We start from the raw sequence: 21,125 nt of genomic DNA, 5'->3' as shown, positions 1-21,125 counted from the left end.
AAGGCAGCTGATTATCCATACCGTTGGGGAGTCGAATGCACACAATGTTCATCTCGACCTCACCACTTTTAACGGATTTTAATCATGGCCAACTTGAATACTTCTTTCAGTACCTCTCAAACCAAAGGAACCTTTACCGGAACAGTTGATGGCAAACCCATAACCGCTACAGAGGTATTTGCCGGCCATTCCGATGGATTCATTTATCTCGAGTTTGACGAAGTCGACCCCATCACTAAAATTGTGACTTCTATTAAATTCCTTCTTTCCGACGCTTTCTATGCAGAGAAACAACCCATTACGGTAAAAATGTCCAACAAGCACCTTTACGCCTACTTCAATGATCAACGAGGGCTTCGATACCCGGTGAGAGATGGGGAGCTACACGCAAACCTCAGCTTGCAAAATGAAATGTACTTTGGTCATTTCAAAGACTTGGTGTTTGGGCTTTATGACAACCCGGACGATACGGTCATCGTAAGCGGAAAGTTTGACCTTAAGGGTCATACACCGGTCTTCAAAGAGCAGACCTGGTCATCCTTTCAAAAGAATTACCCGCGAGACTTTAAAAAATAACAGTTACTCATTTGCTTTGACATCCGTATTAGTTGCGTCAATCGATCCCAAGGAAGTCCTAATGAAACCCGCTGACAAACATCCCGTCGAAGTAAATGCTGTCGGTTATTTCAAAGCAAGACACAACAATATCGAAATCTATAACAGCACCAGCGTGAATGTGCACATTGATCCTCCTCACATTGCTATCGAGAGCCATAACTTCGGCTTTCCGGATAATACAGGCTTTTCCCTGATCATCGATCAGTCCACAGCGAGCGGCGAGCAGCCGTTCGTGCCTGGAGGAAAGCTGAACAGCGTGATTTATCATTCCAGGACCGGAGATCACCGGGCAACACGTGGCACCTTCAATGCCAACCTCGATAACATCAACAAAAAGTATCGGATCAGTTTCAAGTTGGTGTTTGCCGACCCCGGCGAGATAGAAGGTGAACTTGACGTAACGGTCTAGTCATTTGGTTCTCATCAATTGGTTTCCACCTGCCAGGACCGGGGGCTCGCGGAGCGTGCTCCGGGCCACCGGTCACATTTTGTCTCATCTTAAGTTATGCTCGCCGTTCGTCGTGAACGCCGGAGCAACCGACCCTATGTCCCCCATTCGCCTGTGTGTCCCCCTCGCCCTCGCCTTGCTGGCCGCCTGCGCCACGCAACCGAAACAGAACGTGACCGTGGAAAAACAAAGCGAATGCCCGGTGAAGCTCGCCCAAGGGCAAAACCTGATCCTGAGCCTGCCCAGCAACCCGACAACGGGTTACCGCTGGGCTATCCAGGACTCGGCCGGTGGCGTGCTGCACTCGTTGGGGCCAGAGGTTTATCGCAATCCTGAGGATGCCGGCATCGTCGGCTCGGCCGGGGTTTCGACCTGGCGCTTCCAGGCTTTCGCCTCCGGTACCGGGCGTTTGCGCCTGACCTCGCAGCAGCCCTGGGCGCCGGAAGTGCTGCCGGTGGAGGTCTTTGACTGCGCGATCTCGGTGAACTGATCGTGGGTTGGCTGATCCTGGCGCTGATGGGCGCGGTGACCTTTCTCTACGGCCTGAGCGTGCACGCCTCCCTGCTGTGCCTGCTGGTCAAGCCGCTGCCGGTGTTGGCGCTGCTGGGCTGGCTGCACGACGCGCCGCCAAGCGATTACCGACGCTGGATCAGCCTGGGCTTGATCTTCTCCCTGCTCGGTGACGTGCTGCTGGCATGGCCGGGGGATTTGTTCGTGTTCGGGCTTGGGGCGTTTCTCGTCGCGCATCTGGCTTACCTGAAAGCTTACTTGAGTGATTGCCGGCGTCTGTCGGTGTTGCCGCTGGTCATTGCCCTCAGTGTCGGCGTGGTGCTGCTGGGGATTCTGATTTCCCACGGACTGGGGCCGTTGCTGATCCCGGTGATTGTCTATGGCCTGGCGATCAGCGCCATGCTCTGGCGTGCACTGGCCCGCTTGGGGACCGATGTGCCGAAACGCTCCGCGTTGTTGGCGGCGGCAGGTGCGCTGGCCTTTGTATTTTCCGACAGCGTGATCGGGATCAGCCGGTTCGTGGTGCCGTTCGAGGCGGCGCCTTATGTGATTATCCTCAGCTATTGGTTGGGGCAATGGGGTATCACGGCTTCGGCGTTTACCCAAAAACCGCGCTGAATGCATCGCGAGCAAGCTCACTCCCACGGGTACAGCGCAGTCCTTGTGGGAGCGAGCTTGCTCGCGAAAGCAATCTCACTGCCAATCAGCACCCCAAGCGTGCCCACCGCTTTATCAGACAACCCGCGCATCCGCGCGCCAACTTGGCTAAAATGCCGGCCTTTCCACCGACACCGCCGGAACCGCCGTGAGCAAAGAACCCGATCGCCTTTTCGCCCAGCCTTTGGCCCAGGTGCCTGACTTCGCCTTCAACGAAGACGTGGTGCGGGTGTTCCCGGACATGATCAAGCGCTCGGTGCCGGGCTATCCGACCATCGTGGAAAACCTCGGTGTGCTCGCTGCGCAGTTCGCCCAGCCCAACAGCGTGCTGTATGACCTCGGCGCATCGCTCGGCGCCGTGACCCAGGCTTTACGCCGTCACGTGCGCACCGACGGTTGCCGCGTGATCGCTGTGGATAACTCAGCGGCGATGGTTGAGCGCTGCCGCGAATACCTCAATGGTCAGGATTCGATGTTCCAGGAGCTGCTGCCGGTGGAGGTCATCGAAGGCGACATCCTCGCCCTGCAATTTCAGCCGGCCTCGGTGGTGGCGTTGAACTTCACCCTGCAATTCATTGCCCCGGATCAGCGTACCGCACTGCTCGGTCGCATCCGCCAGTCGCTATTGCCCGGTGGTGCGTTGATCCTCTCTGAAAAGCTGCGCTTCAACGATGCCAAAGAACACGCCTTGCTCACCGACCTGCACATCGCGTTCAAACGCGCCAACGGCTACAGCGAACTGGAAATCGCCCAGAAGCGCAGCGCCATCGAAAACGTCATGAAGCCCGACAGCCTCGAAGAACACCGCGAGCGCCTGCTGGCCGCCGGGTTCTCGAAAGTCGTGCCGTGGTTCCAGTGTCTTAACTTTGCCTCGTTGATTGCCCTGCCATGATTGATCTGTCCCCCCTCGCTCGCCGTCTGGCGGGCACACCTTTGGCTGATTGGGCCAGCACCCTGCAAGCGCAACTCGACAAGAAGATGGAGAAAGGTCATGGCGACCTGGAGCGCTGGCAAAGCGCGCTGGATGCCTTGCCGAATATCCAGCCGAGCGAAGTTGATCTGCTTAACGGCCTGAAGCTGGACACAGAATGCGACGATGCTACCCGCGGACAGATGCGCTCGGCGTTGATGGGCCTGTCACCGTGGCGCAAAGGGCCGTTCGATCTGTTCGGCGTGCACGTCGACACCGAATGGCGTTCGGACTGGAAGTGGTCGCGGGTCGCCCCGCACCTGGACCTCAGGGGCAAACGCATTCTCGATGTCGGTTGCGGCAACGGTTACTACATGTGGCGCATGCTCGGCGCCGGCGCGGACAGCGTGATCGGTGTCGACCCGAACTGGCTGTTCTTCTGCCAGTTCCAGGCCGTGCAGCGCTACCTGTCCGAACCGAATGCCTGGCACCTGCCGTTTCCCTTCGAAGACCTGCCGGCGAACCTCGAAGGTTTCGACACGGTGTTTTCCATGGGCGTGTTCTACCACCGCCGCTCGCCGATCGAACATCTGTTGGCGCTGAAGGACTGCCTGGTCAAGGGTGGCGAGCTGGTGCTGGAAACCTTGGTGGTCGAAGGCGACAAGCATCAGGTGCTGGTGCCGGAAGACCGCTATGCGCAAATGCGCAATGTGTGGTTCCTGCCGTCGGTGCCGGCGCTGGAACTGTGGCTGCGGCGTGCCGGGTTTTCTGACGTGAAATGCGTGGATGTGAGCCTGACCACGGTCGAGGAGCAGCGCGGGACCGAGTGGATGAAATATCAGTCGCTCAGTGACTTCCTCGATCCCGAGGACCACAGCAAGACCATCGAAGGGCTGCCGGCGCCGATGCGGGCGGTCATCGTTGCAAAGAAATAAAACTTCCGAACACCCCATAACACTGTGGGAGCAAGCTCGCTCCCACATTGGTTTTGCGTTCAGTCTGCAGGTTTCGCGCGCCTCGCCTTGAAGAACTCGCTCAACACCGCCCCACACTCCTGCGCCAGCACCCCGCCTTCGTACAGCACCCGATGGTTCAAAAAGCCCTGGGTGAAGAATTGCCCCTGGCTCTGCACAATGCCCGCCTTGGGCTCCAGCGCGCCATACACCACCCGCGCGATCCGCGAGTGCACGATCAGGCCGGCGCACATGCTGCAGGGTTCCAGCGTCACATAGAGCGTGCTGCCGGGCAGTCGATAGTTGCTCACGGCTTGCGCGGCGGCGCGGATCGCGACCATCTCGGCATGGGCACTCGGGTCGCTGCCGCTGATCGGGCAGTTGAAGCCGCGACCGATGATCTCGCCGTCCTGCACCAGCACCGCGCCCACCGGTACTTCGCCGAGGGCTGCGCCCTGGGCGGCCAGGGCCAGCGCCTCGCGCATGAAATCGCGATCACGGCTGCGGTCGATGATCGCGGCGGGACGAATCTGACGCATCACGCCACCTCGATGGCGGCCATCAGGCCGGTTTCCATGTGGTCGATCACATGGCAATGGAACATCCACACCCCCGGGTTATCCGCCACCAGCGCCACTTGCGCGCGCTCGTTCTTGCCCAGCAGGTACGTGTCGGTGAAATACGGGATCACCTTGTGCCGGTTCGAGGCAATCACCTTGAAACTCATGCCGTGCAGGTGAATCGGGTGCTGATACTGCGTCATGTTTTTCAGTTCGAGAATGTAGCTCTTGCCCAGCTCAAGCTTGGCAATCGGTCGGTCGGCACAGGTCTTGTCGGTGATGTCCCAGGCTTTGCCGTTGATCTGCCAGAGGCTCGGCGGCTTGCCGTTGTCGACGTTGACCGACACCGAACCGACCCACTCGAAATTGAAGTTGAGTTTCTCCGCATTGGCCAGGTCCGGCTCGGCGATCGGGTTGGCCGGCAAGGCTTTCGGCCAGTCGGTCGGAGCATCGCTGTTGGCCACCGAGCGCAACGTGCCCAGGCGTACCGGACCGTTGCGCAAGGACAACTCTTCACCGGCGGGCGGTGCCTTGATCGCCAGGCAGATACGCATGCCGGGGCCCAACCAGTATTCCTTGCCCAATGGCCGTGGCTCCACCGGGTTGCCGTCCAGAGCATAGATCTGCGCTTCGACACCGGGGATGTTGATGCGATAGGTCAGGGTGTTGTCGAGGTTAAGCAGGCGCACCCGGGTGATCTGCCCGGCCGGCAATTCGATCACTGGCGACGGCACACCATTGATGGTCGACAGGCGACCTGCCGTACCGCCACGAGCCGCCTCGCGGGGAATGCTGAAATCGACGAAGTTGCCTTCATCGTCGATGTGCCAGTTTTTCAGGCTCAGGGTCTTTTCATACTTGAAGCCGGTCGGCTCGCGTTCCTCGATGATCAGCGGCCCGACCAGCCCGCGACCGAGTTCTTCGCTGCTGCTGACGTGCGGGTGATACCAGTAGCTGCCGGCATCCGGCACGCGGAACTTGTAGTCGAAGTATTCCCCCGGCAACACCGGCAGTTGCGAGACGTAAGGCACGCCGTCCATTTCCAGCGGCAGGCGGATGCCATGCCAGTGGATGGTGGTCGCCACCGGCAGGTGATTGATGAAGCGCACCCGCAGCCAATCACCCTGGCGTGCCCGCAACTCGGTGCCCGGCGCCGACGGGCCGAACGCCCAGGCCTCGGTCTTGTGCCCGGCCACCAGTTCGACGTCCAGCGGCGCAGCAATCAGCTCGTAATCGTGACCGGCTTCGGCGTCGGCCATCTTGCCCAGCCAGTACCGCGACGCGCCCCCGGCCCCTACGCCAACGACTACAAGACCGACCAGGCCACCGAGGATTTGGCGACGGGTAAAGGACATGAACTCAACTACCTCACGTTTCTGCGGCGGGCCCAGGCCCGCAAAAGGCGAATACGATACACCTGCAAGTGCGAAACAGTAAGGGCAGCGCGGCGGATGGACGCAGTCCTGGCATATTTGGGCCAGTGTCAGGCGGTACATATCAGTCGCCACTGCGCTCAACCCAAGCGCCATGCTCAACGTCCCGTATTCAAGGACGAAGACCCCATGAACCCATCGCATACCCACACGCTGCCCAACGCCGCCGACAAAGCCGCACTGCAAACCATCGCCGCGACGGTAGTGGCTTCCTGCCCAGGCTTGCAGGACAGTGCACACCAGGTCGCCAGCGACCTTCTGACTCGACAAGGCTTGAGTGATCTGGACCCGGACCACGTCTACTTTCATCGATTCAAGGCGGCCAAAAGCAGCTCAACGTCATTTACCGGCTGGGAACACAGCCTGCACAAACCCTACGAATCCCAGACCCTCACCCAACTGGTGATCCATCGCTTCCGTGCCACCGATCAGGACAACGCCGACCTGCTGGACGTGTGGGGCGGCTTCTACACGGCCGGGCCGCAGGAGGAGGAATTCAATCAAACCAACGAAGTACGCCTGCATGGCAACGAGGTGCTGAGAGCGTTTTGGGCGGTTGATTTCAGCACCCTTTATACCGACCACTTGAACGCTTTCTGGAGCGAACATGCCGACGATTTTCGCACGCTCGCCAAGTGCCAATTCCTGATCAAGGCCGTGGAGGCACGGGACAAGCAACAATTGTCCGAAGAGGACCTGGCGTTTGTCGTCAATGCACTGATGGCGCCGATGAGCTGGCCGGTCAATCTGCAGACACTGCAACAAACCCAGGAGGCAGGCAGCGAAGTCCGGGCGTTCGACATCGCCGGGCACGTGGCGACCAATGTGCTACGCATCGTCGACCCCAAGGGCCGGCAGATTGTCTATCTGCCCGGAGAAGCTCAGCCACTGCGGGTATTCGAGACCGAAGCGGACTTGCACTGGTGGGTCCTGGGGCAGATGAACGACGAGACCTCGCGCCAGTCCTTCCTGACCCACTTTCCCCTGGCTGATCGCCAGGAAATAACAGACAACCTCACAGACCTGATGAATCGACTGGTGAGCACCTGGGGTAAAGCCGAGCATCACTTGATCAACCAGAAAAACCAGGCCGTGAGTGCCGATGCCTTCACCTGGTTAATGGACATGACCCGCAACAGCATGAATGCAGAGGCCAGCCTGTCGCTGACCTCCAATGGTGATTTGCGTAAAAAGCTCTGGGTCGGCTACCTCAGCGCCGGCCTCAAAGTCTTTGGGCCGATGGCCATCATCGGCTGGCCAGTAGCACTGCCGTTACTTGGCGCCAGCATTGCCAGCCTGGGGCTGAACATTGATCAGGCCGTCAGTGGCAAGACCTCAGCCGAACGCAAGGCCGGCGTCATCGGTGCGGTGATTGCCGGCCTCGATACGCTGTTCAACCTGCTGTCACTCAATGGCCCGAAGGTACTGGCCGAAACCGGACCCGACATCGATGCCGCGCTGGCTGCCGAAGACGCGGAATTGGCTGAGGCCACGTCCAACCCGAAAGGGGAACCCTCGGATCCCGAGGAAGATGCCGCACCGGCGATCCCCGAGGTTATCGCTCCCGTGCCCGCAGAACCCACGATCCACCCAGTGGTTCCGGACGCCTGGCAAGCCAACGAACTGCTGGAAGGCGAAACGCTGGTCACCGAACCCGGAAAGTACAACGGCATCTACAAGCTGAGATCCAATCCGTCCACCGCCATCATGATGAATGACATGGCGTATTACGTGCGCTATGAAAAGGACCTCAATGGCCCCGACTATTGGGCGATTTTTGATCCACAGAAACCCGACGCCTGGTCCCCCTCGATTCCGGTACGCCTGAATGCCGAAGGCAACTGGGAGACCTTGCCACGCAGCGGGCTAAAGGGCGGCGGCAAACCCGCGACGATTGCCAACGAGTTGTCGCCGGCACCCGGCGCATCGTCCACAGCACCGCAACCCTATTCCGCCTATGAAGTCCCCTCGCAGTTTCGCGCAAGATTGAACCGTGCGGCGCAAGGCTTTGAAGAGCGGTCATTGATGGACATCACCGACACCCTCGATGAAGTTGATCCGTACCGAGAATTCAAGGCCCTCAGAAAACGCCTGTACCAGGACGCCCAAGTTTTTTTCGCTAAGCCCGCCCTGCCACCCCGCCCGCCGATCCCGCAAATGCACCCTCAGACAGAGGGGTACGACATCCTCAAGCGGATCTTCAACAATGCCCGCGGCCTGGTGGTTGGTGAAAGCCATGCCGACATTGGCAGCAAGCAGTTCCTGATCGAAAACATGGGCTGGTTGGCGCGCAACAACGTGAAAACCCTCTACATGGAGCATCTGTTCACCGATTTCCATCAGGTCGATTTGGACCTGTTCGGCAAGACCGGGCTGATGTCGAAGGGGCTGGAACTTGACTTGGCCAGGCTCGACGCGGGGCATATCACCGACCCGCTGGAACGCTACAACTTCCTCGAGCTGGTCAGGGCGGCGCAACGACACGGCGTGCGGGTGCAGGCTATCGATTGCATGGCCAGCTACAGACTCGGTGGCATGGAGCTCTTTACGCCGGAAGGGGGCCGTTTGCTTGACCCTCTGGCGCGTCAGAAAATGATGAACTTCTATGCCCGCGGCGTGATTCGCGCAGATCAGGCCTCCCGTGGCGTGCATAAATGGGTCGCGCTGGTGGGCAATACCCATTCCAATACTTTTCAAGGGGTGCCGGGCGTCAGCGAAATGGAGGAAGCCATCGGCGTTCGGGTCGTGGATGTCGCTGAGGGGCAATCCGCCGGCATCGTGGCAGATCCGGGTGAACAGCTGGCAACCTCCCAACTCGAGCGAACACAACAGCTCGTCAAAGGTGATCTACGGCTGCAAATCGAAACCCCCTGGGCCGCCCAGAGGACCAGTGAGATCAAGGACCTTCTGCCTCGCCAGGGCATGTACACCCTGGTTCAGGAGCCGCGGGCGACGTACCTGGTCCATCGCAGCAAGGATGGCTCCCTCGTTCGCACGGCCATCGAAAACGACAGTGGCCGCTTCTCCATTGAACGTACGAACTGGCCGACAATCAGTGGCCAACGTTTCAACAGCATTCCAGCACTGCTGAAGACGCTCGATCGCATGGGCATGAAACTCGCCGGCTGGTCCCGGCCGCTTTTGTAAACTCAAAAAAAAGGCCCCGTGACATGGATTCACGGGGCCTTTGCGGTGCAATGTCTGCTCAGGTCACAAGGACCGGTGCAACATCATTCCCACTCAATGGTCGCCGGCGGCTTGCTCGACACGTCGTAGGTGACGCGGGAGATGCCTTCGATTTCATTGATGATGCGGCCGGAAACGGTTTCCAGCAGTTCGTAAGGCAGGTGTGCCCAACGCGCAGTCATGAAGTCGATGGTTTCCACGGCACGCAGGGCCACAACCCAGGCGTAACGACGGCCATCGCCGACCACGCCCACGGATTTCACTGGCTGGAACACCACGAAAGCCTGGCTGACCTTGTGGTACCAGTCGGCCTTGCGCAGTTCTTCGATGAAGATGTGGTCGGCGCGACGCAGCAGGTCGGCGTATTCCTTCTTCACTTCGCCAAGGATGCGCACACCCAGGCCCGGGCCCGGGAACGGGTGACGGTAGACCATGTCGTACGGCAGGCCCAATTCCAGGCCAAGACGACGGACTTCGTCCTTGAACAGTTCGCGCAGTGGCTCGACCAGTTTCAGGTTCATCTCTTCCGGCAAGCCGCCCACGTTGTGGTGCGACTTGATCACGTGGGCCTTGCCGCTTTTCGCGCCAGCCGACTCGATCACGTCCGGGTAGATGGTGCCCTGGGCCAGATACTTGATGTTGTCCAGCTTGCAGGATTCGGCATCGAACACGTCGATGAAGGTACGACCGATGATCTTGCGCTTTTTCTCAGGGTCAGCTTCGCCGGCCAGGTTGTTGAGGAACTGGTCCTCGGCGTTGGCGCGGATCACCTTGACGCCCATGTTCTCGGCGAACATGGCCATTACTTGCTCGCCTTCGTGCAGGCGCAGCAGGCCGTTGTCGACGAATACGCAGGTCAGTTGGTCGCCAATGGCCTTGTGCAGCAGCGCAGCAACCACGGACGAATCAACGCCGCCGGACAGGCCGAGCAGGACGTTGTCGGTGCCGACCTGGGCGCGCACCTGGGCGATGGCGTCTTCAGCGATTTTCGAAGGGGTCCACAGGGCTTCACACTCGCAGATGTCGAGAATGAAGCGCGACAGGATGCGGCCGCCCTGCTTGGTGTGGGTCACTTCCGGGTGGAACTGCACGCCGTAGTAGCGACGCTCGTCGCTGAACATGCCGGCAATCGGGCAGCTCGGGGTGCTGGCCAGGATGTGGAAGTCTTCCGGCATCTTGGTGACCTTGTCACCGTGGCTCATCCACACGTCGAGGCCGAACAGGCCGTCGGCGTCGATGTGATCTTCGATGCCGTCGAGCAGGCGGCTCTTGCCGACCACGTCAACGCGGGCATAACCGAACTCACGCAACTCGGAACCTTCAACCTTGCCGCCCAGTTGCTCGGCCATGGTCTGCATGCCGTAGCAGATGCCGAAGACCGGGACGCCCAGATCAAATACGGCCTGCGGGCAGCGCGGGCTGCCGGCTTCGTGCACGGACTCGGGGCCGCCGGCGAGGATGACGCCTTTTGGAGCGAATTCGCGGATCGCATCTTCGTCCATGTCGAACGGGTGCAGTTCGCAGTACACGCCGATTTCACGCACGCGACGGGCGATCAGTTGGGTGTATTGGGAACCGAAGTCGAGGATCAGGATGCGGTGAGCGTGAATATCGAGGGCCATGATTCAGTCTCGTTTAAGTCATTCAGAAACAGTCGTGATTCAGAAACAACTCGGGGCTGAATCAAACAGCCCCGGTTGCTTAACTTATTGCTTGAAGGCTCAACCTACGCGGTAGTTCGGCGCTTCTTTGGTGATTTGCACGTCGTGAACGTGGGACTCGGCCATACCGGCACCGGTGATCCGCACGAACTCGGGCTTGGTGCGCATTTCTTCGATGTTGGCGCTACCGGTGTAGCCCATCGAGGAGCGCAGGCCGCCCATCAACTGGTGGATGATCGCGCTCAGGGTGCCCTTGTAAGGAACACGGCCTTCGATACCTTCCGGAACCAGCTTCTCGGCGCCTGCCGAGGAGTCCTGGAAGTAGCGGTCGGAAGAACCTTGGGCCTGGGACATGGCGCCCAGCGAACCCATGCCGCGATAAGCCTTGTAGGAACGGCCCTGGAACAGTTCGATCTCGCCCGGAGCCTCTTCGGTACCGGCGAACATCGAGCCCATCATCACGCAGGAAGCACCGGCGACGATGGCCTTGGACAGGTCACCGGAGAAACGGATGCCGCCGTCGGCGATCAACGGTACGCCAGTACCTTCAAGGGCAGCGGCGACGTTGGCGATGGCACTGATTTGCGGGACGCCGACACCGGCGACGATACGGGTGGTGCAGATCGAGCCAGGGCCGATACCGACCTTGACCGCATCAGCGCCGGCTTCGGCCAGGGCCTTGGCGGCAGCGCCGGTGGCGATGTTGCCGCCGATGACCTGCACTTCAGGGAAGTTTTCCTTGACCCAGCGCACGCGGTCGATCACGCCTTTGGAGTGGCCGTGAGCGGTGTCGACCACCACCACGTCAACACCGGCGTTGACCAGAGCGGTCACACGGTCACCGGTGTCTTTACCGGTACCGACGGCAGCGCCCACACGCAGACGACCTTGATCGTCCTTGCTGGCCAGCGGGTAAGCCTTGGCTTTTTCGATGTCGTTGACGGTCATCATGCCCTTGAGGGCGAACTTGTCGTCGACGATCAGCACGCGTTCGATGCGGTGCTTGTGCAGCAGCTCGCGAACGTCGTTCTTGTCGGCACCTTCGCGGACAGTGACCAGACGCTCTTTAGGCGTCATCACTTCACGCACACTGGCGTCCAGACGGTTTTCGAAACGCACGTCACGGGAAGTGACGATGCCGACCAGGTCGCCATCGTGCAGCACCGGAACGCCGGAAATGTTGTGCATGCGGGTCAGTTCGAACAGATCACGAACCGTGGCGTCAGCCTCGATGGTGATCGGGTCTTTGACGACGCCGGCTTCGAACTTCTTGACCTTGCGCACTTCGGCAGCTTGCTGCTCGATGGTCATGTTCTTGTGGATGATGCCGATACCACCTTCCTGAGCCATGGCAATTGCCAGACGGGCTTCAGTGACGGTGTCCATGGCGGCGGAAACCAGTGGAATATTCAGCTCGATGCCACGGGTAAGGCGGGTCTTGAGACTGACTTCGTTAGGAAGCACCTCGGAATAACCGGGCACGAGGAGAATGTCGTCGAATGTCAGAGCTTCTTGGCTGATACGCAGCATCGCGGGGGCTCCCGAGCGGGAAAATGGAAGCGCGCCATTATAGTCAGACACCCTCTCGGGTTCAATGTAAAACTCTGTCTATTATTGGCATTACAGATATACGGGATGCGATGGCAGCTTTCCCGCAGGAGCGAGCTTGCTCGCGATGGCATTAAATCCACTGCGGGGCACCAGGGTAATCGCGTTTTCGTTGACGACCATCGCGAGCAAGCTCGCTCCTACAAAGGCGATCAGAGTTCGACTTTTACCCAACTGACAGGCTGATCCAGCCAGTCGGCGAACTCATCGAGAAAGCTCTGCTTGAACCCGGCTTCGGCCCAGTTGTTGAAGATGAACCCGAGGTTGGAAAAGCCGCACTCCTGCAGGAACAGAAAGCCGTTGATGTCGTCTTCATGCCCACATTCAGGGCAGGTGAAGTTATCGGTCCGCCCGGGCATCCAGTCTTCCAGGCTTTCGAACAGCGCCTCACCGATTTCCTTGCGGCACTCGGCGCACCCAGCTTCTTCCAGGAAACCCTTGGCCGGCGTATAGATGCAACGCTTGGTGACGATCTCCAGGCCATTGACCGGCTCGCTGAACGGCAACGCCTCCGGGTGCAACACCACGGCGCGGGCGCCCTCGGCAATGGCATGGCCCATGCGATTGCCGGTGCGGCCGCAGGTGGTCAGTTCTTCCTGAATGATGTTCTTGCGCACCAGCCAGCGCACGATCGCCCGGGCCCGCGGCTCGTGCACCGGCAGGGTGGAGATTTTCGGGACGATGATGCTTTGGGAATTCATGGAATACAGGCCTGAAGCTTTGATAAATGACCTGTAGGAGCGAGCTCGCTCCTACAGGTAAAGCATTGGGGCGATACCCATAGAAGGTATAGGCCCGCCAGCGAGGTTTTTACAGTTCGACGACAACTGCCTGCGACGCACGGGTCGCCTTGGCGCGGGCAGCTTCGATCGATTCGTCACGTGCCAGGGCCACGCCCATGCGGCGTTGGCCGTTGACTTCAGGCTTGCCGAACAAACGCAGGGCGGTATCCGGCTCGCTGAGTGCCGCGCCCAGATTGGCGAAAGCGGTCTGAGTCGACTGCCCTTCCACCAGAATCACTGCCGAAGCCGAAGGCCCGAACTGCCGCACGACCGGAATCGGCAGGCCGAGGATCGCCCGGGCGTGCAGGGCGAACTGCGACAGGTCCTGGGAAATCATGGTGACCATGCCGGTGTCGTGCGGTCGCGGCGACACTTCGCTGAACCACACCTGATCACCCTTGATGAACAGCTCGACGCCGAACAGACCGCGACCGCCCAGCGCTTCGGTAACGGCCTTGGCGACGCGCTCGGATTCGGCCAGGGCAATCGGGCTCATGGCCTGTGGCTGCCAGGACTCCTGATAGTCGCCCTTCTCCTGACGGTGGCCGACCGGCGCAAGGAAGGTGGTGCCACCGACGTGGCGCACGGTCAGCAGGGTGATTTCGTAGTCGAAATCGATGAAGCCTTCGATGATCACCCGACCTTTACCGGCACGGCCACCTTCCTGGGCGTAGTCCCAGGCTTGCTGTACGTCATCGGCGCTGCGCAGCAGGCTCTGGCCTTTGCCCGACGAGCTCATCACTGGCTTGACCACACAAGGGAACCCGAGGTCCTCGACAGCCTTGCTGTAGTCCTCGAAAGTGTCGGCGAAGTGGTAAGGCGAAGTCGGCAGGTCCAGCTCTTCAGCAGCCAGGCGACGGATGCCTTCGCGGTTCATGGTCAACTGCGTGGCGCGGGCAGTCGGGATCACGGTGAAGCCTTCGGCTTCCAGCTCCACCAGGGTGGCGGTGGCGATGGCTTCGATTTCCGGGACGATGAAGTGCGGCTTTTCCGCCTCGATCACCGCACGCAGGGCGGCGCCATCGAGCATGTTGATCACGTGACTGCGATGCGCGACCTGCATGGCCGGTGCGTTGGCGTAGCGGTCCACGGCAATCACTTCAACACCCAGGCGTTGCAGCTCGATCACCACTTCCTTGCCCAACTCGCCACAGCCACACATCAATACGCGGGTCGCGGTCGGCGACAATGGGGTTCCGATACGGGTCATCTTGAGGTCCTCAAAGAAGCGGATCATCGAGGGAAGCACGCTTCCCATGGGAGAAAGCGCGGCATTTTACATGAACCGCGAGGTTTGGCTTCAGCTGACGACGGCTTGTTTGCGCAGGCGCCAGGCCATGATCAGCCAGACGGCGGTGACCCCGGCGAACTTCGAGCCCAGTGCGGTGAGGATCACCCCGGGGGTCAAGGCGCCGATCATGCCGAAGAAGATGAAGGTATCGAGGGGAATACTCAGGGCCGAACTTATCCACAGGCGGTCATGCAAAGGGCGCTTGGTGATGCTGAACACCAGCCAGTCGATGCACTCGGACACCGCGAACGCTGTGGCGCTGGCCAGGGCGATGGACGGATCGGAAGTGAGGTAGGACAACACCAGCGCGGCCAGCATGGCGACCAGCGCGCCATGGCCAAAGCGGGTTTGCACCATGTCGCGCAGGATGAACACCAGACCACCCCAGGCGGACCAGATGATGTCCAGGTGCGGGGCGGTGGAGAAAGCGAAGTTGATCAGCACGACGCTGCTGATGTAGGCGATCAGGAAGAGCATGGATTAGGAAACACCTGTGAATGTGCCGCACAGGGTACTTCATCTTCAGATCACAAATAACCTGTGGCGAGGGAGCTTGCTCCCGCTGGGCTGCGAAGCGGCCCCCGTTTGTTCAATGCCGTAGAACTGACACACCGCATGTTCTGATTTTGGGACCGCTCCGCGCTCCAGCGGGAGCAAGCTCCCTCGCCACAGAAGAATCGATCGGCTCAGGCGTCAGATTTGGAAGGCAACATCCAGATCAACCCACTGGCCTTGGCCCGCTCATGACACAACCCCAGCACCTTGCGGCGCTCGTCGTTGTCCATGCGGCTCCAGCGGGTAATTTCCTCCACCGTACGCTGACACCCGGTGCAGATATCATCCTCATCCAGCGCACAAATGCTCACGCAGGGCGATGCCACCGGGCGTTCGGGAACGGTCATTGTTCCTGCTCGACCAGATCACGGGCATAACGCTGGGCGTTATGCACATAGTGGGCGGCGCTGGCCTGGAGCATTTTGATCTGCGCCTCGGTCAGTTCTCGAACGACCTTGCCCGGCGAGCCCATGACCAGCGAACCGTCAGGAATCTCCTTGCCTTCACCGATCAGCGAATTGGCGCCGATGATGCAGTTCCTGCCAATTTTGGCGCCGTTGAGGATGATGGCGTTGATGCCGATCAGGCTGTTGTCGCCCACGGTGCAGCCGTGCAGCATGGCGTTGTGGCCGACGGTCACGCCGGTGCCGAGGGTCAGCGGGTAGCCCATGTCGGTGTGCATCACGGTGCCGTCCTGGACGTTGCTGTTCTTGCCGATCAGGATCAGTTCGTTATCGCCACGAAGTACGGCGTTGAACCAGACGTTGGCGCCCTCTTCCAGTTTGACCTTGCCCACCAGCACGGCATTGGGTGCAACCCAGCTCTGTGGGTGGGTTTCGACACGGGCGTCGCCCAGGCGGTATTTCATGGTGGTTGTCCTCAGGGCTCTGGCACGGCCATTCGAATGATGGCTTCAGATATTGATAAAGCTTTTGGGTGGCTGGTGCAGGCTGATTTTCGCGTCATAGAGCAGGTTGATCAACTCGACGATCATGATCGCCGTCAGCCCCCAGATCTTGTACTCGCCGAAGCGATAGCTCGGCACGTACCAACTGCGGCCCTGATAATCGATGCGGTGGGTGTGTTCGCGCGGGTCCTTGCGGAAAAACTCCAGGGGCACGCTGAACACGGCCGCAATCTCGGCATCGTTGGCCTGGTATTCGACAAAATCCGGCACCACACCGACGTACGGCGTCACCTTGATGCCGTGCAGGGAAATCAGCGGGCTTAAAGGGCCGATCACCTCAACCAGGCCCGGCGGCAAGCCGATTTCCTCTTCGGCCTCACGCAGGGCGGTGAAAATCAGGTCTGGGTCTTCGGGGTCACGGCGACCGCCGGGGAAGGCGACTTCGCCGCCATGGGTCGAGAGCCCGCTGGCGCGAAGGGTCAGTACCAGCTCCGGCTCGTCACTGCGGGTGATCGGCACCAGCACCGCGGCCTCGGGGAATCGCCGGTCGGTCTCCAGCGTGTGCGGTGTATGGTTACTTACCCGATGCAGTAGCTCATCCAGCATGAGTGTTCTCGATCTGTAGCTTACCCTGCATCATGCACCAATCATTGCGGCCGCCCAACCCCCGAATCGGCCCCATGTCGCGAAACGACAACTTGCCGACCGGCACCGCCGCACGCCAAGATAGGCGCAGCCTCCAGAGACCCCAGCATGAAATTTTGCAGCCAGTGCGGTAACCCGGTGACCCAACGCATTCCCGAAGGCGATTCACGCCTGCGTTTTGTCTGTGACAGCTGTCACACCATCCATTACCAGAACCCCAATATCGTCGCCGGCTGCGTGGCGACCTGGGGCAACAAGGTTCTGCTGTGCCGGCGCGCCATCGAGCCACGGCTGGGCTACTGGACCCTGCCCGCCGGCTTCATGGAGAACGGTGAAACCATCGAACAGGCGGCCATTCGCGAAACAGCGGAAGAAGCCTGTGCGCGGGTACGCAACCTGAGCATCTACACCCTGATCGACGTGCCGCACATCAGCCAGGTGCACGTGTTCTTCCGTGCCGAGCTTGCGGACCTGGACTTTGCCGCTGGCCCCGAAAGCCTGGAAGTGCAGCTTTTCGATGAAGCCGACATCCCTTGGTCCGACCTGGCTTTCCGCACGGTGGGCCGTACCTTAGAATGCTTCTTCGCTGACCGGCGGACCGAAGTCTACCCCGTGCGGTCGGAATCGATCCCGCCGCTGGCTCAGCCTGCCATCTAAAAACATCTATAAATAAATAGTCGCGACACCTTTTGGGGAATTGTTTCAATGCGCTGGTTGCTTGCCGTTTTTTGCTTGACGTTCATCAGTGTTTCCCAGGCGTCGACCGTGGAAACCCTGGACGGCAAGGTCATCGAGAAAATCCTGGTCCTGAAGTCTTCCCATCAACTGCAATTGATCAACGACGGCAAACCACTCAAGACCTACCGCATCTCCCTGGGCAAGCGCCCCAAGGGCCAGAAGCTGATGGAAGGTGACAAACGCACGCCTGAAGGCTTCTACTGGGTGGACTGGCGCAAGGTCAGCGACAAGTTCAACCTGGCGATGCACATTTCCTACCCGAACATCAGTGATTCAGCCCGCGCACGCCGCGAAGGCGTCGATCCCGGCGGCATGATCATGATCCATGGCACCCCGGACACCGAAGACACCCCGGAAGACCTGTTCCACACCCTGGACTGGACCGACGGCTGCATCGCCATGCGCAACATGGACATGCGCGAAGTCTGGAACCTGGTGCCGGACGGCACGATGATCGAGATTCGGCCGTAATCCCCACGACCATTGGTCGCCAGAAAAAATAAATTCAAAAAAACGCAGCCTGAATCAGTGCCGGGACAAGTGATACCACTTCTCTTCAAAGGCACTGGCACTGGCTGCTTTTTTTTGTCTTTGAATACCCACCACTAATACCACTTCAAACCAAGCACTTTTCAGATCACCTGAACAGGCCGGTTTTGCTGCGTTAGCGCGCCAGCACCCGCGTTGACATGGTATTCAAGTGGTATTAGGTTTCACCCCACAACCGAGCGACAACAATCCTACAACCGCATCGGAACAGACCTACATGAATGACCTTCACGCCCTGCGTCCTGACGAAACCCAGCCCACGCCGCTGTACCTGCAACTGGCGCGTAATCTGGAAGCGGCGATCCATGCCGGCCAGTGGAAAGCCGAACAGGCCATGCCGTCGGAGCGCAATCTCAGCGAAGTGCTCGGCATCTCGCGCGTCACCGCCCGCAAGGCCTTGGAAGTGTTGTTCGAACAAGGCCTGATCCGCCGTAATCAAGGTTCCGGCACCTTCATCACGCCACGCCTGGAACAACCGCTGTCGCGGCTTTCCGGTTTCAGTGAAATGTTGCGCCTCAAGGGTTTCGTGCCCAGCTCGCAGTGGCTGGAGCGGGACATCACCCTGCCGACCCACGAAGAACTGATTCGCCTGGGCCTGTCGCCCAACGACAAGGTCGCGCGTCTCAAGCGGCTGCGCAAAGCCGACGACACGGTCATGGCCATTGAAATGAGCACCCTGCCCGCCTCGATCATTGCCAAGCCGCAAACCGTCGGCGACTCGCTTTACGAATACCTCGACGGCATCGGCAAGCCGATCGTCCGCGCCTTGCAGCACATTCAGGCGATCAACGCCTCGGACGAGTTTGCCGCCCTGGTCGGCATCGCTCCGGGCACCGCCATGTTGCTGATGACCCGGGTCGGCTACCTGGAAGACAACACGCCGATCGAAGTCACCGACACCTATTGCCGCAACGATTACTACGACTTTGTTGCCGAGCTGCGCCGCTAGCGCGCGTCGCCACACAGCGAGATACGATCATGTCCGAAGACAATATCCTTACCCCCAACGGCTGGGTTCGCGGCCGAGTGGTGCACGAGCACGGCAAAGTCGTGTCGATTGAAGGCGTGCCTTGCGATCCCGCGGACAACGATCTGCCCTACCTGCTGCCGGGGTTCATCGACCTGCACGTCCACGGCGGTGGCGGCAAGGACATCATGGAAGGTGCTCCGGCGTTCGAGACCATCACCAGAACACACGTGCGTTTCGGCACCACTTCGCTGCTGGCCACCACCATGACTGCGCCGAGCGAAGAGATTTCCAGCGTGCTCAAGGCCGTCGGCGAATTCTGCGAAACACGGCCGCAAGGCAGCGCGCGGGTGCTGGGCGTGCACCTGGAAGGTCCGTACATCAACCCGGGCAAACTCGGCGCACAACCCAACTTCGCCCACACCGCTCTGATGGCCGAAGTCGAGGAGTACCTGGCGCTGGCGCCGATTCGGGTGATCACCATCGCCCCGGAAATCGCCGGTCACGCGGCCTTGATCCGTGACTTGAGCAACCGGGGCGTGCGCATGCAGATTGGCCACACCCTGGGCAGCTACGAGGAAGGCGTGGCCGCGCTGGAAGCGGGAGCCACCAGTTTCACCCATTTGTACAACGCCATGAGCCCGCTGCATCACCGCGAACCGGGCATCGTCGGCGCCGCTCTGGCCCACGCCCGATATGCCGAACTGATCCCCGACCTGCTGCACGTGCACCCTGGTGCCATACGCGTGGCCCTGCGCTCGATCCCGTGCCTGTATTGCGTCACCGACTCGACCGCGGCCGCCGGCATGCCCGATGGCCAATACAAGCTCGGCAGCCACACCGTGACCAAATGCCTGGGCGGCGTACGCCTGCCCGACGGCACCCTGGCCGGCAGCACCCTGACCATGGACCAGGCCCTGCGCAATCTGGTGAAGATCGGCCTGCCCATCGCCGAAGCCTCGCAACGCCTGTCGCAATTCCCCGCCGACTACCTCGGCATCACCGAACGCGGGCGCCTGCAGCCCGGCGCCTGGGCCGACTGCGTGCGGCTGGACCGTTCACTCACACTGACCGCCGTCATGGTCGAAGGAGAAGACATTGACTTCAAAAATGCTTGAAGAGGCGCTGTCCTCGTTCGAGGCCGTGCACGCCCAATTGCAGCAGCTCGATCCGCAGATGATCGAAATCGCCGGGCGTTTGCGTCGCCAGCCACCGCAAGTAGCCATGACCGTGGCCCGCGGCAGCTCCGATCACGCAGCGAGTTACTTCGCTTACCTGACCATGCAACTGCTGGGCATTCCGGTGGCCTCGTTGCCCATGTCGGTGGTGACCATGCAACAGGCGCCCTTGAAGGTCAGCGGTCAGGTGGCGTTCGCCTTTTCGCAATCGGGGCAAAGCCCTGACCTGGTGAACAGCCTGCGTCTGCTGCGCAAACGTGGCGCCCTGAGCATTTCCCTGGTCAATGCCGAAGATTCACCTCTGGAAGCCGCCTGCGAATTCAGCCTGCCCCTGTGCGCCGGCACGGAAAGCAGCGTGGCAGCGACCAAGAGTTTCATCGCCACCCTCAGCGCCAGCGCACGACTGATCGGCCACTGGAAAGAAGACGGCGACCTGCTCGAAGCCGGCCTCGCCCTGCCCGAAGGTCTGCGCGACGCCGCGCAGCAGGACTGGAGCGTGGCCGTCAAAGCCCTGCGCGATTGCCAACGCCTGATGGTCATCGGCCGTGGCGCCGGGTTCGCCATCGCCCAGGAAGCGGCGCTCAAGTTCAAGGAAACCTCGGCGATCCAGGCCGAAGCCTTCAGCAGCGCCGAGGTACGTCACGGTCCGATGGCGCTGATCGGTGATAACTACCCACTGCTGGTATTCGCCCCGCGTGGTGCCGAACAGGCCGGCTTGCTCAGCCTGGCCGCCGACATGCGCCAGCGCGGCGCCCGCGTGCTGCTGGCCGCACCGGACGACGTGCGCGAACGCGACCTGACATTGACCCGCGCCGAACACCCGGCCCTCGATCCGATCCTGGCGATCCAGAGCTTCTATGTGATGGCCGCCAACCTCGCCGTCGCCCGCGGCATGGACCCGGATCAGCCGCGGCATTTGAGCAAGGTCACCCGAACCCATTAACGCCCTCCCTGTAGGAGCGAGCTTGC

At 60.4% G+C, this 21,125-nt stretch carries 22 protein-coding genes; 12 read left to right on the top strand and 10 right to left on the bottom strand.

Annotated elements, in window-relative coordinates; all coding sequences use genetic code 11:
• Positions 1-84: 84 nt before the first annotated feature.
• The 6 genes from EIY72_RS24765 (at position 85) to cmoB (ending at position 4,078) form a co-directional block, all read left to right on the top strand.
• Positions 85-576 (top strand): hypothetical protein, encoded by a 492-nt coding sequence (locus EIY72_RS24765; protein WP_093214497.1) that lies wholly within the window; start codon positions 85-87, stop codon positions 574-576.
• A 61-nt stretch (positions 577-637) separates the two neighbouring features.
• Entirely contained in the window at positions 638-1,027 is a 390-nt protein-coding gene (locus tag EIY72_RS24760) for a hypothetical protein (RefSeq protein WP_093214492.1), read from the top strand.
• 136 nt (positions 1,028-1,163) lie between these two features.
• Entirely contained in the window at positions 1,164-1,556 is a 393-nt protein-coding gene (locus EIY72_RS24755; protein WP_093214488.1) for a protease inhibitor I42 family protein, read from the top strand.
• 2 nt (positions 1,557-1,558) lie between these two features.
• Positions 1,559-2,194, top strand: coding sequence for a lysoplasmalogenase (locus EIY72_RS24750; RefSeq protein ID WP_093214483.1), 636 nt, complete (start codon positions 1,559-1,561; stop codon positions 2,192-2,194).
• A 187-nt stretch (positions 2,195-2,381) separates the two neighbouring features.
• The gene (cmoA, locus tag EIY72_RS24745; protein ID WP_093214478.1) at positions 2,382-3,125 is read left to right on the top strand and encodes a carboxy-S-adenosyl-L-methionine synthase CmoA; all 744 of its coding nucleotides are present in this window, start codon (positions 2,382-2,384) and stop codon (positions 3,123-3,125) included.
• Positions 3,122-4,078, top strand: a complete 957-nt coding sequence (cmoB, locus tag EIY72_RS24740) for a tRNA 5-methoxyuridine(34)/uridine 5-oxyacetic acid(34) synthase CmoB (RefSeq protein WP_093214473.1) — start codon at positions 3,122-3,124, stop codon at positions 4,076-4,078. The genes cmoA and cmoB overlap by 4 nt, the downstream gene beginning before the upstream one ends.
• A 59-nt stretch (positions 4,079-4,137) precedes the next feature.
• Here cmoB and tadA read toward each other — a convergent pair whose 3' ends face one another.
• On the bottom strand, positions 4,138-4,635 hold the full coding sequence (tadA, locus tag EIY72_RS24735; RefSeq protein WP_093214468.1) for a tRNA adenosine(34) deaminase TadA: 498 nt from the start codon (positions 4,633-4,635) through the stop codon (positions 4,138-4,140).
• Positions 4,635-6,011 carry a multicopper oxidase family protein gene (locus EIY72_RS24730; RefSeq protein WP_093230301.1) on the bottom strand — a complete coding sequence of 459 codons (1,377 nt, stop codon included), beginning with the start codon at positions 6,009-6,011 and terminating at the stop codon, positions 4,635-4,637. Before EIY72_RS24730 ends, tadA begins: the two co-directional genes overlap by 1 nt.
• A 207-nt stretch (positions 6,012-6,218) precedes the next feature.
• On the opposite strand from EIY72_RS24730, the gene EIY72_RS24725 reads away from it, so the two are divergent.
• Entirely contained in the window at positions 6,219-9,236 is a 3,018-nt protein-coding gene (locus EIY72_RS24725; RefSeq protein ID WP_093214465.1) for a membrane-targeted effector domain-containing toxin, read from the top strand.
• An 83-nt stretch (positions 9,237-9,319) separates the two neighbouring features.
• Here EIY72_RS24725 and guaA read toward each other — a convergent pair whose 3' ends face one another.
• The 8 genes from guaA to EIY72_RS24685 all read right to left on the bottom strand — a co-directional run bounded on the left by guaA (position 9,320) and on the right by EIY72_RS24685 (position 16,685).
• Positions 9,320-10,897, bottom strand: a complete 1,578-nt coding sequence (gene guaA, locus EIY72_RS24720; RefSeq protein ID WP_093214462.1) for a glutamine-hydrolyzing GMP synthase — start codon at positions 10,895-10,897, stop codon at positions 9,320-9,322.
• A gap of 99 nt (positions 10,898-10,996) precedes the next feature.
• Positions 10,997-12,466: an IMP dehydrogenase gene (gene guaB / locus EIY72_RS24715; RefSeq protein WP_093214457.1), complete on the bottom strand. Its 1,470-nt coding sequence runs from the start codon at positions 12,464-12,466 to the stop codon at positions 10,997-10,999.
• A 230-nt stretch (positions 12,467-12,696) separates the two neighbouring features.
• Positions 12,697-13,245, bottom strand: coding sequence for a sugar ABC transporter ATPase (locus tag EIY72_RS24710; RefSeq protein ID WP_093214452.1), 549 nt, complete (start codon positions 13,243-13,245; stop codon positions 12,697-12,699).
• A 109-nt stretch (positions 13,246-13,354) separates the two neighbouring features.
• Positions 13,355-14,536: a formate-dependent phosphoribosylglycinamide formyltransferase gene (purT, locus tag EIY72_RS24705; RefSeq protein WP_093230298.1), complete on the bottom strand. Its 1,182-nt coding sequence runs from the start codon at positions 14,534-14,536 to the stop codon at positions 13,355-13,357.
• A 90-nt stretch (positions 14,537-14,626) separates the two neighbouring features.
• On the bottom strand, positions 14,627-15,094 hold the full coding sequence (locus EIY72_RS24700; protein ID WP_093214448.1) for a VUT family protein: 468 nt from the start codon (positions 15,092-15,094) through the stop codon (positions 14,627-14,629).
• Between the two features lie 209 nt (positions 15,095-15,303).
• Positions 15,304-15,519 carry a DUF1289 domain-containing protein gene (locus tag EIY72_RS24695; protein ID WP_093214443.1) on the bottom strand — a complete coding sequence of 72 codons (216 nt, stop codon included), beginning with the start codon at positions 15,517-15,519 and terminating at the stop codon, positions 15,304-15,306.
• Entirely contained in the window at positions 15,516-16,040 is a 525-nt protein-coding gene (locus tag EIY72_RS24690) for a gamma carbonic anhydrase family protein (RefSeq protein WP_093214439.1), read from the bottom strand. The genes EIY72_RS24695 and EIY72_RS24690 overlap by 4 nt, the downstream gene beginning before the upstream one ends.
• A 45-nt stretch (positions 16,041-16,085) precedes the next feature.
• Positions 16,086-16,685 carry a CoA pyrophosphatase gene (locus EIY72_RS24685; RefSeq protein ID WP_093214435.1) on the bottom strand — a complete coding sequence of 200 codons (600 nt, stop codon included), beginning with the start codon at positions 16,683-16,685 and terminating at the stop codon, positions 16,086-16,088.
• Positions 16,686-16,832: 147 nt separating this feature from the next.
• Here EIY72_RS24685 and EIY72_RS24680 point away from each other — a divergent pair, with 147 nt between their 5' ends.
• The 5 genes from EIY72_RS24680 (at position 16,833) to EIY72_RS24660 (ending at position 21,099) form a co-directional block, all read left to right on the top strand.
• Complete coding sequence (locus tag EIY72_RS24680; RefSeq protein WP_093214430.1) at positions 16,833-17,381, top strand: NUDIX hydrolase; 549 nt, start codon at positions 16,833-16,835, stop codon at positions 17,379-17,381.
• Positions 17,382-17,429: 48 nt separating this feature from the next.
• Positions 17,430-17,933 carry a L,D-transpeptidase family protein gene (locus tag EIY72_RS24675; protein ID WP_093214424.1) on the top strand — a complete coding sequence of 168 codons (504 nt, stop codon included), beginning with the start codon at positions 17,430-17,432 and terminating at the stop codon, positions 17,931-17,933.
• 295 nt (positions 17,934-18,228) lie between these two features.
• Positions 18,229-18,960, top strand: coding sequence for a GntR family transcriptional regulator (locus EIY72_RS24670; RefSeq protein WP_093214419.1), 732 nt, complete (start codon positions 18,229-18,231; stop codon positions 18,958-18,960).
• A 29-nt stretch (positions 18,961-18,989) separates the two neighbouring features.
• Positions 18,990-20,096: an N-acetylglucosamine-6-phosphate deacetylase gene (nagA, locus tag EIY72_RS24665; protein WP_093214414.1), complete on the top strand. Its 1,107-nt coding sequence runs from the start codon at positions 18,990-18,992 to the stop codon at positions 20,094-20,096.
• Complete coding sequence (locus EIY72_RS24660) at positions 20,077-21,099, top strand: SIS domain-containing protein (protein ID WP_093214409.1); 1,023 nt, start codon at positions 20,077-20,079, stop codon at positions 21,097-21,099. The genes nagA and EIY72_RS24660 overlap by 20 nt, the downstream gene beginning before the upstream one ends.
• Positions 21,100-21,125 lie beyond the last annotated feature (26 nt).

Origin of the sequence: Pseudomonas vancouverensis (assembly GCF_004348895.1) — a bacterium.
Lineage (GTDB): Bacteria > Pseudomonadota > Gammaproteobacteria > Pseudomonadales > Pseudomonadaceae > Aquipseudomonas > Aquipseudomonas vancouverensis.
This window is presented reverse-complemented; position numbering and strand designations above follow the sequence as displayed.

What these genes read in the sequence shown, in the direction of transcription:
- EIY72_RS24675 (WP_093214424.1), top strand. Translation starts at nt 17,430, where the DNA reads ATGCGCTGGTTGCTTGCCGTTTTTTGCTTGACGTTCATCAGTGTTTCC.
- guaB (WP_093214457.1), bottom strand. Translation starts at nt 12,466, where the DNA reads ATGCTGCGTATCAGCCAAGAAGCTCTGACATTCGACGACATTCTCCTC.
- EIY72_RS24690 (WP_093214439.1), bottom strand. Translation starts at nt 16,040, where the DNA reads ATGAAATACCGCCTGGGCGACGCCCGTGTCGAAACCCACCCACAGAGC.
- purT (WP_093230298.1), bottom strand. Translation starts at nt 14,536, where the DNA reads ATGACCCGTATCGGAACCCCATTGTCGCCGACCGCGACCCGCGTATTG.
- guaA (WP_093214462.1), bottom strand. Translation starts at nt 10,897, where the DNA reads ATGGCCCTCGATATTCACGCTCACCGCATCCTGATCCTCGACTTCGGT.
- EIY72_RS24725 (WP_093214465.1), top strand. Translation starts at nt 6,219, where the DNA reads ATGAACCCATCGCATACCCACACGCTGCCCAACGCCGCCGACAAAGCC.
- EIY72_RS24695 (WP_093214443.1), bottom strand. Translation starts at nt 15,519, where the DNA reads ATGACCGTTCCCGAACGCCCGGTGGCATCGCCCTGCGTGAGCATTTGT.
- EIY72_RS24670 (WP_093214419.1), top strand. Translation starts at nt 18,229, where the DNA reads ATGAATGACCTTCACGCCCTGCGTCCTGACGAAACCCAGCCCACGCCG.
- cmoB (WP_093214473.1), top strand. Translation starts at nt 3,122, where the DNA reads ATGATTGATCTGTCCCCCCTCGCTCGCCGTCTGGCGGGCACACCTTTG.
- EIY72_RS24680 (WP_093214430.1), top strand. Translation starts at nt 16,833, where the DNA reads ATGAAATTTTGCAGCCAGTGCGGTAACCCGGTGACCCAACGCATTCCC.
- EIY72_RS24765 (WP_093214497.1), top strand. Translation starts at nt 85, where the DNA reads ATGGCCAACTTGAATACTTCTTTCAGTACCTCTCAAACCAAAGGAACC.
- EIY72_RS24760 (WP_093214492.1), top strand. Translation starts at nt 638, where the DNA reads ATGAAACCCGCTGACAAACATCCCGTCGAAGTAAATGCTGTCGGTTAT.
- EIY72_RS24685 (WP_093214435.1), bottom strand. Translation starts at nt 16,685, where the DNA reads ATGCTGGATGAGCTACTGCATCGGGTAAGTAACCATACACCGCACACG.
- EIY72_RS24730 (WP_093230301.1), bottom strand. Translation starts at nt 6,011, where the DNA reads ATGTCCTTTACCCGTCGCCAAATCCTCGGTGGCCTGGTCGGTCTTGTA.
- EIY72_RS24710 (WP_093214452.1), bottom strand. Translation starts at nt 13,245, where the DNA reads ATGAATTCCCAAAGCATCATCGTCCCGAAAATCTCCACCCTGCCGGTG.
- EIY72_RS24755 (WP_093214488.1), top strand. Translation starts at nt 1,164, where the DNA reads ATGTCCCCCATTCGCCTGTGTGTCCCCCTCGCCCTCGCCTTGCTGGCC.
- EIY72_RS24700 (WP_093214448.1), bottom strand. Translation starts at nt 15,094, where the DNA reads ATGCTCTTCCTGATCGCCTACATCAGCAGCGTCGTGCTGATCAACTTC.
- tadA (WP_093214468.1), bottom strand. Translation starts at nt 4,635, where the DNA reads ATGCGTCAGATTCGTCCCGCCGCGATCATCGACCGCAGCCGTGATCGC.
- nagA (WP_093214414.1), top strand. Translation starts at nt 18,990, where the DNA reads ATGTCCGAAGACAATATCCTTACCCCCAACGGCTGGGTTCGCGGCCGA.